A 12,179-nucleotide genomic window follows, 5' to 3' on the forward strand; every position below is an offset into this window, starting at 1 on the left:
TTGAACTGTCCCTTTTATATTCTTATGATAATTTATGAAGAACTAATGCGTTACTTAATGTTGCAAATTCCTCGATAGATAACGTCTCGCCTCTTCGTTTTGGATCAATTCCTACCTCTGTTAAAATTCGATCCAGCAGTTCTTTATCTTTCGGGAAACCATTTAAATTATTTGATAAATTATTCATTAACGTTTTACGACGCTGTGCAAAACTTGCTCGTACTACTTCAAAGAAGAAAGTCTCATCTGTTACTTCTACAACTGGTTTCGGACGCTTTAGGAGACGGATAATTGCAGAATCAACATTTGGTTGTGGTACAAACACTGTACGCGGCACAGTCATAACTGTTTCTACCTCTGTATAATACTGAATAGCAATTGATAAAGAACCATACTCTTTCGTTCCAGGTTTAGCAGCTAAACGATCCCCAACTTCTTTTTGCATCATAACAACAAATCCACGAACCGGTAATTTCTCTTCTAGCAATTTAAATAAAATTGGCGTTGTAATATAGTATGGTAAGTTAGCTACTACCATTACATCTTGCCCTTCTTCAAATTGCTCGCTAAACACCTCGTGTACATCTGCCTTTAGTACATCTTTATTAATAACTGTAACGTTGCCATATGGAGCTAACGTCTCATCTAAGATCGGTAATAATCTTTGATCGATTTCAAAAGCCACAACTTTTTTAGCACGCTTCGCTAATTGTTCTGTTAATGCACCTATACCTGGTCCAATTTCAATTGCACCACTTTCTGGTCCAATTTCAGCGTGATCAACGATACGATTTAATACATTCGTATCAATTAAGAAATTTTGTCCTAAACTTTTTTTGAATGAAAATCCATACTTTTCAACAATGTCTTTCGTACGATTTGGCGTTGCGATATCCTTCATTTTCTTTCCTCCTGTATGACTTGCTTATAAGCTTCTGCAAATGATTCTTTTGAGACTTGAAACATTTGTAAACGTTTATGTAACTGTTTTGCGTTTGTATAACCAATCTTTAATAGCTTACCCATTCTTTCTCTGCGACTCTTCGCCATTTCTCCGCCCACTAAACCTGCATCGACTAGATCGCTCCAACTAATTTCACTTGTATAAGCTTCCATTTCTTCATGTATATTCTCTAAAGCACGGCGAATTGATTCATTAGAAGCATGTTCAATTCCGACACCTTTTTTCCTTTTAGCAAGTGCTTCTTCTTTCGGTAAAAAAGCATGTTTACATCCAGGCACCTTATCAGAAATAATTTTTCGAATACGCTCTCCAGGATAATCCGGATCTGTAAAAATAATAACGCCTCTTTTTTGCAGCGCTAATTTAACTTGCTCAATAACATGATCACCGATTGCTGAACCGTTCGTTTCAATTGTATCCGCATCAACAGCACGCTTAATCGCAACTGTATCATCTTTACCCTCTACAACGATAATCTCTTTAATTTTCATGCTTGCCTCCACACTCGTTTCGTCTCTACTTAGTAAAACAAAAAAATGACGACTTTTCCATTATTATTTTCCCCATTCTTACATTTTAAAAAATAGAATGTCCAAAACTTTGTTCTCTCTCCTTATTGTAAAACTTCCTTATTTGACCGTATTTTCTCTATCACGCCTGCTACTTTTTTATAAAAATAAAAAAAGAATGGGTTCTCCCACTCCTTTTTATTCAACACCAAATAAAGCTTTTGCATTTTTTGTTGTTATTTCTGCTACTTCCTCATAAGAAATTCCTTTTAAGTTCGCAATTTCTTCTGCTACGAGTTTTACATAACTTGGTTCATTTCGTTTCCCTCGAAATGGATGCGGTGTTAAATAAGGACAATCCGTCTCTATTAATAATTTTTCTAACGGGATCTCCGCAGCAACTTCTTTCGGCTTCTTAGCGTTTTTAAATGTAACTGGTCCGCCTAAAGAAATTAAAAAGTTCATATCAACACATCGCTCTGCCACTTCTACGCTGCCGCTAAAGCAATGCATAATACCTCCTACTTCAGCTGCATTCTCTTCTTCTAGAATATCAACAATATCTTGAGTTGCATCGCGGTTATGTATAATAATCGGCAAGTTCACCTTTTTCGCTAATGCAATTTGTTTACGGAATACTTCTTTCTGTATTTCTTTTGGGGACTTATCCCAGTGATAATCTAAGCCCATTTCTCCAAGTGCAACGACTTTAGGATGAGAAGCAAGTTCTTCTAACCATGCTAAATGTTCTTCTGTCATATCGATTGCATCAACTGGATGCCATCCAACCGCAGCGTAAATAAAATCATAGGCTTCAGCTAATTCAATCGCCTTTTTTATCGTTATCTCATCAAAACCAACAACAACTGTATACGTAACTCCCGCTTCTTTCATTCGGGCAATAACTTCTTGTAAATCTTCTTCAAATTGCTCTGCATTCAAATGTGAATGTGTATCAAACAACATAATACATAACTCCTTTTATATTGAAATCAAGTTTATTCCACAAAAATAAGCTTTTTCATAACTTAACGATAACAATACTACAATCTTAATGCAAAAATTGAGAGTGTAAAAAGAAAAAAGACGCTTCACACATGTTACACGTGAAACATCTCTTTTCTTGTCTTAATTACTTGATTTTTGTACCATTTGGTAGATTTTGATCAATTGATGCTAATGACAATACGCCATTCTCTTCACCCGCTAAAATCATACCTTGTGATAATTCACCGCGTAATTTTACAGGTTTTAAGTTTGTTACACAAATAACCTTTTTACCTTTTAGGTCTTCTGGTGAATAGAATTTGGCAATTCCAGAAACAACTTGACGCTTTTCTGTGCCTAAGTCTAGTTGAATTTTTAACAACTTGTCTGCTTTTTTCACAGGTTCAGCAGATAGTACTTCAGCTACGCGTAATTCTACTTTAAAGAAATCATCAATTGTAATTTCTTCTGCCTTCGGTTCTTCTTCTTTTTTCTCTTCCACTTTAGGAGCAGAACTTTTCATTTGTTCTTTAATGTACGCTACCTCTACTTCCATTTCTAAACGAGGGAAAATTGGGTTTCCTTTTTCTACTTTTGTTCCAGCTGGAATGCAGCCAATTGTAGATAGGCTTTCCCAAGATGTATGTGCTTCTTCAGTAAGGCCAAGCTGAGCGAACATCTTGCTTGGTGCTACTGTTAAGAATGGCATAAGCATAATACCCGTTTGACGAAGTACCTCTGCTAAATGAGCCATTACAGAAGCTAACTTCTCACGATCATTCTCATCTTTTGCTAGTACCCATGGTTGTGTTTCATCAATATATTTATTCGTACGGCTAACCAATTGCCAAATTGAGCTTAGTGCTACAGAGAATTCCATATTCTCCATTGCTTCTTCTACTTTTTTCAATGTATCTTGCGCAAATGTTACTAACGTTTCATCGAATTCCGTTACATTTGCTTTAAATGCAGGGATTTCTCCGTTAAAGTACTTATCAATCATAGCTACTGTACGATTTAATAAGTTACCTAAGTCATTTGCTAAGTCGAAATTAATACGCTCCACAAATCCTTCTGGTGTGAATACGCCATCTGATCCGAATGGAACTTCACGAAGTAAGTAGTAACGTAATGCATCTAATCCGTAACGATCAATTAATGTAACTGGATCTACTACATTTCCTTTTGACTTACTCATCTTTCCATCTTTCATTAAAATCCAACCGTGAGCAAAGACTTTTTTCGGAAGAGGTAAATCTAATGCCATTAAAATGATTGGCCAATAAATTGTATGGAAACGAACGATCTCTTTTCCAACTAAATGCACGTCTGCCGGCCAGAACTTCTTATACATCTCTTCATTTTCTGTTCCATAACCTAATGCTGTAATGTAGTTAGATAATGCGTCAACCCATACGTAAATAACGTGTTTTGGGTTACCTGGAACACGAACTCCCCAGTCAAATGAAGTACGAGAAACTGCTAAATCTTCTAAGCCTGGTTTAATGAAGTTATTAATCATTTCATTCTTACGAGATTCTGGCTGAATGAAATGCGGGTTATCTTCATAGAATTTTAATAGTCTGTCGACGTATTTACCCATTCTAAAGAAATAAGATTCTTCACGAACAAGTTCTACATCATGACCACTATCTGGACTTTTTCCTCCAACTACTTTGTCACCTTCCATAATTGGATCTACTAATTGATGCTCCGTATAGAATGTCTCATCTTGTACGGAATACCAACCTTCATATTCATCAAGGTAAATATCACCTTGATCTACTAGTTGTTTGAAGATTTTTTCAACAACATCTTTATGACGATCTTCCGTTGTACGAATAAAATCATCATAAGAGATATCCATCTTCTCCCAAAGTTCTTTAATTCCTGCAACGATGTTATCCACATATGCTTGTGGTGTAACGTTTAATTCTTCTGCTTTCTTTTGGATTTTCTGTCCATGCTCATCAGTTCCTGTTAAATAATGAACATTATATCCTTGCATACGCTTATATCGTGCCATTGCATCTCCTGCTACTGTTGTATAAGCATGTCCAATGTGTAATTTTCCACTTGGATAATAAATTGGGGTAGTAATATAAAAGGATTTGTTTTCCTCTGTCATTGTTTTGGACCTCCCGGATAACCTCATATGTATTTATAAATAGTATATCAAAAACTTATATATAAAGTGAAACTTTAATCTGTAAGGGGTTTTGTTCATTCCCGTGGATTATTAGCCTGCACCAATCGGGCTTTTACGAGCAATCCGGATCCTAGTTAACCTATTTGCTCCAGCCGAATTTTAAATTTAAAACCTTACCGCTTATTAATGCGGGATAAAAACGAGTTAATACTTGATACCTTTATCATCTATTACTCATATTTCAAGAAAATATACAGTCCTCACTTATAATTTATAAATTTTTCTGAAAATAGAGTGAAATAATAGTAGAAATTACTCACATTCTATTATATATAAGAAGTAAGAAATCTATAAATCTTTTTAAAAAATATAGAATTTAAGAATTGACGGAAATGTAAATGATTGGTATCATATGTCCATAGGGTATTTTGTCGAAAAATGACGAATCTAGAAAATAGACTCGAAACTTATAAACTATTTCTTTAGGAGGAAAAGAATTATGAAATCTACTGGTATCGTTCGTAAAGTTGATGAATTAGGTCGTGTAGTAATTCCAATCGAATTACGCCGTACTTTAGGTATTGCAGAAAAGGATGCTCTTGAAATCTACGTTGATGACGAGAAAATCATCTTAAAAAAATATAAGCCAAACATGACTTGCCAAGTAACTGGTGAAGTATCTGATGGTAACCTATCTTTAGCTGAAGGTAAAATTATCTTAAGCAAAGAAGGCGCTGAGCAAATCTTAAACGAACTTCAAGATTATATCGAAACAGCAAAATAAGCTTCTCAATTATGAGAAGCTTATTTTTTATCGACATGATAGATTTGATATACATCGCGTTTCGACAAATCTCGATCTTTCGCGACTGTTTTTATCGCCTCTTTTGAATTCATCCCTTTTTCATTTATATAATGTTCAATATGATCATATACTGAAATAGATTCCCACCATTGTTCTTCTGGAGCAGGTTCTTCTGTTGATCCAGCTACTAAAATACAAAACTCACCACGAACTTCATTTTGTTTCGTCCACTCAATGGCTTCTTCGACTGTTCCTCGAATAAATTCCTCGAATTTTTTCGTTAACTCTCGACATAATACAATTTCTCTATTTCCCAACACTTCTTGCATCGAGATTAAAGTATCATCCAGGCGGTGAGGCGCTTCATAAAACATCATTGTAGTTTGTACATAACGAAGCTTCTCTAACTCCAATTTTCTTTCTTTTTTATTTCTTTGTAAAAAACCATAGAAATAAAACTGTTTTGTTTCAAGACCTGATGCAATTAATGCTGTAAGGGCTGCATTTGCCCCAGGAAGCGGGATTACATGATACTGTTCCGTTACAGCCTCTACAACAATATCGTAACCTGGATCGGAAATACACGGCATACCAGCATCACTAACAAGTGCTACAGTCTTCCCTTCGTCTAGCTTCTCTAATATTTTCTTTCCACTTACTTCCTTATTATGCTCGTGGTAACTCATCACAGGCGTCTCAATTTCAAAATAATTACAAAGTTTTTTCGTTTGTCTCGTATCTTCAGCAGCAATTAAATCAGCTTCTTTTAAAATTCGAATTGCACGAAATGTCATATCTTCTAAATTTCCAATAGGAGTTGGTACTAAATATAAAACTCCCTTTTCATTTTGTTGAAAGCTTTTTTGTTGCCACATAGCGTTCTCCTTTTTGCATATATTCTTCTTTTTGTTTTCTATTTAATTGCTTAAAATAATACTCTGCTTGCATAGCTGTACGTTTATCTTCATGAAATTCTACGTATTTTAAAACAACAGGAAGTCTAGCACGCGTATACTTAGCCCCTTTTCCGCCATTATGGGTCTCAATCCGCTTCTCTATATGATTTGTATATCCAGCATAATAACTTCCATCAGAGCACTCTACTACATAAAAACAATGCTTATTCTTCTCCATATAAAATAGAACGAATCTCCTTTGTATATTCATTATTTTCTTCATATACAAAAAGAGGTGGCAATATTTTCAGATCGGCATTTCCGTCCTTAATTCCTTCAATTAACAATGTATTCGCTTCTTTTCCTACCTTAGGATACACAAATCGTACACGCTTTGGTTCAATTTTGTATTTACGCATTAATGTAACAATGTCTAGTAAACGACCTGGGCGATGTACAAATGCTACTTTCCCACCTTGCTTTACTAGCTGACTACTTGCAGATACAACATCCTCTAATGTACACATAATTTCATGACGAGCTATCGCTAAATGTTCATTCATATTTTTTTCAGAAGTTGCAGGCGTTTGGAAATAAGGCGGATTACATGTGACAACATCATATTGATGACGTCCAAGTTTCCCCGGCATATCTTTCAAATCCCCATGTATTAAGTTAATTCTTTCTTCCAACTTATTATATTGAACACTTCTTATTCCCATATCATATAAGCGTTCTTGAATTTCCACGCCAGTAATATTCCCTTTCGTTCTTGTACTTAATAGAAGGGGCACAACTGCATTACCTGTACACAAATCAAGTAAATTACCTTTTTGAATTGGTACCCAAGCAAAATCTGCAAGTAAAACAGCATCTAACGAAAAGTTAAATACTGACGGGCTTTGTATAATCTTTAACTCTTGTGCTAATAAGTAATCTAAACGTTCATCTTCATATAAATTCATATGTTACTCCTTTTCTTACACTTAACCTACCCTATTTCATCTTCAACTAATAAAAAACATATTTCATTCTACTCTCATGTATAAAAAATTACCTTTCCAATTATCATTGGAAAGGTAATTTCACTTTTTATTTAAAAATGACAGGCAGAATAAACAATCTCCCTCTTTACGTACACTTCCATAATGCAGATTACAAATATGAAAACCTTCTTGATATAGTCTTGCTAAATTATCGTAGCCTTCACCAATATCTGTCTTCGGCTTCACTTCTTTACGTTTTTGAGTTTTTTGTTTTTCTTTAATCTGCACTTCTTCAAAGCGGTGTCGCAAATTTTCATTTTCCATTTTTATATGTTGGTTTTCTTCCAACAACTCTGCAAGATGTTGTTTTAATTCGCCCAACTGTTTGTATAAATGTCCAATTTGCTCTTCCATACTAGAAACCGATGCAAAAATATCTTTTTTCTCCACAAGCACCCACCTCATTAATCTGTGGTTTGACTCGAAACGACCCCTTTATTCACTAACTCATCTAACGTATATTCTACTATCCGTTCCTTGTCTACTAGTTCCACTTGAATTAATCTTTCTAAAATATTTAATCCGATAACACGGCCAGTACCATGCGGGGTTTGTATACGTTGATCTAAATCAGGAAGTTGTTCCTTTGCTGCCTCATATTCATCGTTCTCATATTTTAAGCAACACATTAAGCGACCACATAAACCAGAGATTTTTGCAGGATTTAATGATAAATTTTGATCCTTTGCCATCTTAATGGATACAGGTTCAAAATCTCCTAAAAAAGTAGAACAACAAAGCATACGACCACATGGACCAATACCACCAAGCATCTTCGCTTCATCACGAACACCAATTTGTCTTAGTTCAATTCTTGTCCTAAAAATTGCCGCTAAGTCCTTCACTAGTTCACGGAAATCAATCCGACCATCCGCAGTAAAGTAGAAAATAATCTTATTGCGATCGAACGTATACTCTACATCTACAAGTTTCATATCAAGATTATGTTCTACTACCTTTTGCTGACAAACTTGATATGCTTCTTTCGCAGCATGTTTGTTCTCTTCAACAATGGTACGATCATTTTCATTTGCAATACGAATAACCTTTTTTAGCGGTAATACAACGTCGTTTTCATCAACTTGCTTTTTGGTAATAACTACTTTTCCGTATTCAATACCTCTTACCGTTTCTACAATTACAAACTCATTTTCAGAGATATCGAACTGATTTGGATCAAAGTAATACACCTTTCCGGCCTTCTTAAAGCGAACACCTACTACATCATACAAAACGGTCATCCCTCCTGCAACCGCAACACTAACTGTTCGAACACAAGCTGCGCATTTACATTAGCGTTGATTCTATTTTTTGCCTCTAATATATTAAAGAGAGCTGATACAATGCGCTTCTGAGCGTAGGAGAAAGATTCAAACATCTCTTTCTGCTCATGAAAAACAAGACGATCTTCTTCTCCAAGTTGAACATATAATAAATCCTTATAAATAAGGAGTAACATATCTAAACCTTGCTGTAATTGCTCTTTCTCTCCAAAGTGTTTTCCCCATTTTTCTTGTACAAAAAAAATAGAGGCTTTATCTTTTTCGAGCGCTTCACATAATTTTATCACTAAAGCTCGTGCTTGTGCAAACCATTCATCACTACATAAAGCTAAAGCTTCATCAAAACTATTCGTGAGCTGTGCAGCAAGTGTCGATAAAGATGCCGTAATACCTTCATCCTGTAATCTTCTAATTAAAGATTCCGTTGGTAAAGGTCTAAATGTAACAACTTGACAGCGAGATAAAATCGTATTTAAAATTTGATGACTTTGTTCAGTAAGTAAAATAGCTGTTGTATCACTACTTGGTTCTTCTAAAAATTTCAAAAGTGTATTCGCTGCATTTGCCGTCATACGGTCTGCGTGCTCAATAATATATACTTTTTTATTTGCTTCTAATCCTGTTTTTGAAAACTCTTCTTGTAAATCATGAATTTGCTGCTTCTTAATAGATAATCCGTCTGGTTTTACAATATGTAAGTTCGGGTGGTTACCTGAATCAATTCGCTTACAATTTGTACATACATGACAAGGTTCTACCCCATTCCGCTGAGAACAGAGGAAACTCTTTGCCATTTGAATTGCAGTCGCAAACTTTCCTGTCCCTTTCCCTCCTTCTAACAAGTAAGCGTGGGATATACGCTCTTTTGCAATGCTATTCATCAACATTTTTACACCGATGGGTTGTATAGCAGAAAGCTGCTCCCACGTCTTCGTCATAATGCATACCTCACTTATTTCAATTCTTTCCTTCTATTATAACAATTTATCTTCTATAACCTGAATAACTTCTTCTATAAGTTTTTCCATTGGCTGATCGGCATTTACTAATACAATACGATCTGAGAAACGTTCTACAACTTGTAAATATCCTTCGCGCACACGTTTATGGAAAGTGATATCTTCCATATCTAGTCGATTCACTTCACGTCCTGCATCTTTTGCAATTCGAGCTAAGCCAACTTCTGGCTCAATATCTAAGTAAATTGTTAAACTAGGCATACAGTCTTCTGTTGCAAAGCGATTTATTTCAAATACTTTATCCATACCTAATCCTCTTGCATATCCTTGATACGCTAAAGAGCTATCTATAAAACGATCACATAATACAAGGTAATCCTCATTAAGTGCTGGCATAACCTTTTCTACTAAATGCTGTCTACGTGCTGCAGCATATAACAACGCCTCTGTACGTGCTTCCATCATCGTATACTCTTGTTTATGTAAAATCGTTCTAATATCCTCAGAAATTGCAATACCACCTGGTTCTCTCGTCGCCATTACCTTTTTTTCTTTTTGTTCAAAGTATGGCAATAAACTTTGAATTAATGTTGTTTTACCCGAGCCTTCTGGACCTTCAATTGTTACAAATAATCCCTTCATCCTAAAACCTACTTTCTATATCATACACTTTCATGTATTTCGTACTTCCTTGAAAACGAGCGCCTGCTTTCTCTAAATACATAATTTGCTCTTTATGTTCTAAAGTAATTCTTTCTCCATACATAATCAATGGAATGCCAGGTGGATACGGAATTACCATTTCCGCAGCTATCATCCCAACTGCTTCTTCTACAGATACTACTTTTGTTTCATATCCTTCCAGTTGCTTATATGTATACGGTAAAGGAGAAATTTCTCCTTTATAAGTATAACGAATAGATTCCTTCTTGTCTTTCGCCTCATAAGATTGCAATGCCACTCGGATCATCTCTATAGCCTTCATATACTCCTTATTTACTTGCAAAGGCAATATAAATAAGACATTATATGGATCTGCCATTTCTGTATATATACCGACCTTTTCAAATACAGACTGTAATTCGTATCCTGATAACTGACAACGTGTCTGTACGGTAACCTTTAACTCGTCTTGTAATGGATATTGTAAAATAGCTATTTGTGGAATAGAACGCAATGCTTCTTTAAATCCCTGTAAAAATTCGGCGATTTCATCATGTCCCTGTTCTTTTATACGCGCTATTGTAAAACGAGCAATATCAAGAGAGGTCATAATTGGATACGACGGACTACTAGATTGTAGCATACTTAAATAAGTAGAAACTTTTTCTTCTTTCACTAAGCGACTATTTATATGTAAATAGGAACCCATTGTCATCGCGGGTAATGTTTTATGTGCAGAATGAACTACAATATCTGCACCATATGCTAACGCTGACTTTGGAAATGCCCCGCCTAAACAAAAATGAGCTCCGTGTGCTTCATCTACTAAAACGGGGATTTTATGTGCATGTGCATAAGCGATGCTTGCCTCTAAATCTATCCCCATACCATAATAATTAGGATGTGTTAAAATGAGTGCTTTCGCATTTGGATACTTTTCAATTGCTTCCTTAATAATTTCATCATGAATTCCCACCGGTACATTATAAGATTCATCAATCCATGGATCTAAAAAAATAGGATTTGCTCCTGCTAGTTTTAAACCATTAATAATTGATTTATGACAGTTTCTTTGTACAAGAACAATATCATGTTCCCCGCAGCAAGACAAAATCATTGCTAAGTTCCCGACTGTTGAACCATTAATTAAAAAATAACTTTTTTCGACTCCATATACATCAGCTAATAATTGTTGTGCCTCATCTATACATTCAAACGGACTATGTAAATCATCTAATCCTGACAACTCAGTTACATCGATAGATAATATGTCTTTAAACTCCTCTATTGCCTCCTGAGGGAAGTTTAAACCATTTTTATGACCTGGAACATGAAAGGACAACGGCCCTCTTTCTTTAAACTCTATTAATGCCTCATATAAAGGTATGCGATTTTGATTCATCTATATCTCTTCCTTATTATTTCATTCTTTCTTTATTATACAGAACAAAAAAAATAATAGGCATATGCCTATTTAAAAATATGATACTTCTAATTTCCGAAGCTGTTTTAAATAATATATATACTTCGGATCATTTGTCTCCGTATTCACCATGTCCTTTTCACATTCATAACATATTAAATTATTATAAACATATATTCCTTCTTTTCTTTCTGTCTCACAAACAATACAAACTTCGTTTTGTGATTTCATATCCTTCCCTCCCTGTTTAAATGGACATATTTCATACTTCTATTCCTTAACAATTTACAGAAAAATATACATCAATTTCTTATATAATATGATTCATCCTTGGGCAACGTGTTTGTATTACCATTACTTCTTTTTACATACTGTTTAAAAAACACAAAAAAACACAAGTCAAAAGACTTGTGTTTTTAGTTGCTTGGCGACGTCCTACTCTCACAGGGACAAGGTCCCAACTACCATCGGCGCTAGAGAGCTTAACTTCCGTGT

The 12,179-nt window shown here is 35.1% G+C and carries 14 protein-coding genes; 1 reads left to right on the forward strand and 13 read right to left on the reverse strand.

Features of this window, described 5'->3' with window-relative positions; translation table 11 throughout:
* Positions 1-22: 22 nt before the first annotated feature.
* The 4 genes from rsmA to metG all read right to left on the reverse strand — a co-directional run bounded on the left by rsmA (position 23) and on the right by metG (position 4,588).
* The gene (gene rsmA / locus AC3WTI_RS28010; protein WP_071758545.1) at positions 23-901 is read right to left on the reverse strand and encodes a 16S rRNA (adenine(1518)-N(6)/adenine(1519)-N(6))-dimethyltransferase RsmA; all 879 of its coding nucleotides are present in this window, start codon (positions 899-901) and stop codon (positions 23-25) included.
* Entirely contained in the window at positions 898-1,455 is a 558-nt protein-coding gene (rnmV, locus tag AC3WTI_RS28015; RefSeq protein WP_000692830.1) for a ribonuclease M5, read from the reverse strand. Before rnmV ends, rsmA begins: the two co-directional genes overlap by 4 nt.
* 216 nt (positions 1,456-1,671) lie before the next feature.
* The gene (locus AC3WTI_RS28020) at positions 1,672-2,439 is read right to left on the reverse strand and encodes a TatD family hydrolase (RefSeq protein WP_087959045.1); all 768 of its coding nucleotides are present in this window, start codon (positions 2,437-2,439) and stop codon (positions 1,672-1,674) included.
* A gap of 166 nt (positions 2,440-2,605) precedes the next feature.
* Complete coding sequence (metG, locus tag AC3WTI_RS28025; RefSeq protein WP_097842066.1) at positions 2,606-4,588, reverse strand: methionine--tRNA ligase; 1,983 nt, start codon at positions 4,586-4,588, stop codon at positions 2,606-2,608.
* A 520-nt stretch (positions 4,589-5,108) separates the two neighbouring features.
* On the opposite strand from metG, the gene abrB reads away from it, so the two are divergent.
* Entirely contained in the window at positions 5,109-5,393 is a 285-nt protein-coding gene (gene abrB / locus AC3WTI_RS28030; RefSeq protein ID WP_000843036.1) for a transition state genes transcriptional regulator AbrB, read from the forward strand.
* A gap of 20 nt (positions 5,394-5,413) precedes the next feature.
* Here the strand turns inward: abrB and rsmI are convergent, their stop codons facing one another.
* From rsmI to AC3WTI_RS28075, 9 genes are all read right to left on the reverse strand, one after another.
* Entirely contained in the window at positions 5,414-6,289 is an 876-nt protein-coding gene (rsmI, locus tag AC3WTI_RS28035) for a 16S rRNA (cytidine(1402)-2'-O)-methyltransferase (RefSeq protein WP_048526383.1), read from the reverse strand.
* Complete coding sequence (locus AC3WTI_RS28040; protein ID WP_048526382.1) at positions 6,258-6,548, reverse strand: GIY-YIG nuclease family protein; 291 nt, start codon at positions 6,546-6,548, stop codon at positions 6,258-6,260. The genes rsmI and AC3WTI_RS28040 overlap by 32 nt, the downstream gene beginning before the upstream one ends.
* On the reverse strand, positions 6,535-7,275 hold the full coding sequence (locus AC3WTI_RS28045) for a tRNA1(Val) (adenine(37)-N6)-methyltransferase (protein WP_087959043.1): 741 nt from the start codon (positions 7,273-7,275) through the stop codon (positions 6,535-6,537). The genes AC3WTI_RS28040 and AC3WTI_RS28045 overlap by 14 nt, the downstream gene beginning before the upstream one ends.
* A 120-nt stretch (positions 7,276-7,395) precedes the next feature.
* A complete protein-coding gene (gene yabA / locus AC3WTI_RS28050; RefSeq protein ID WP_000412056.1) occupies positions 7,396-7,746 on the reverse strand; it encodes a DNA replication initiation control protein YabA in 351 nt (116 codons plus the stop codon).
* Positions 7,747-7,760: 14 nt separating this feature from the next.
* The gene (locus AC3WTI_RS28055; protein WP_000272429.1) at positions 7,761-8,588 is read right to left on the reverse strand and encodes a PSP1 domain-containing protein; all 828 of its coding nucleotides are present in this window, start codon (positions 8,586-8,588) and stop codon (positions 7,761-7,763) included.
* Between the two features lie 5 nt (positions 8,589-8,593).
* Positions 8,594-9,577 carry a DNA polymerase III subunit delta' gene (holB, locus tag AC3WTI_RS28060; protein WP_000169570.1) on the reverse strand — a complete coding sequence of 328 codons (984 nt, stop codon included), beginning with the start codon at positions 9,575-9,577 and terminating at the stop codon, positions 8,594-8,596.
* Between the two features lie 36 nt (positions 9,578-9,613).
* Entirely contained in the window at positions 9,614-10,240 is a 627-nt protein-coding gene (gene tmk, locus AC3WTI_RS28065; RefSeq protein ID WP_087959042.1) for a dTMP kinase, read from the reverse strand.
* A gap of 1 nt (position 10,241) precedes the next feature.
* A complete protein-coding gene (locus tag AC3WTI_RS28070; protein WP_087959041.1) occupies positions 10,242-11,663 on the reverse strand; it encodes an aminotransferase class I/II-fold pyridoxal phosphate-dependent enzyme in 1,422 nt (473 codons plus the stop codon).
* 72 nt (positions 11,664-11,735) lie between these two features.
* Entirely contained in the window at positions 11,736-11,915 is a 180-nt protein-coding gene (locus AC3WTI_RS28075; RefSeq protein ID WP_000842028.1) for a sigma factor G inhibitor Gin, read from the reverse strand.
* Between the last annotated feature and the right edge of the window lie 264 nt (positions 11,916-12,179).

Source organism: Bacillus sp. EB106-02-03-XG38, assembly GCF_058792175.1.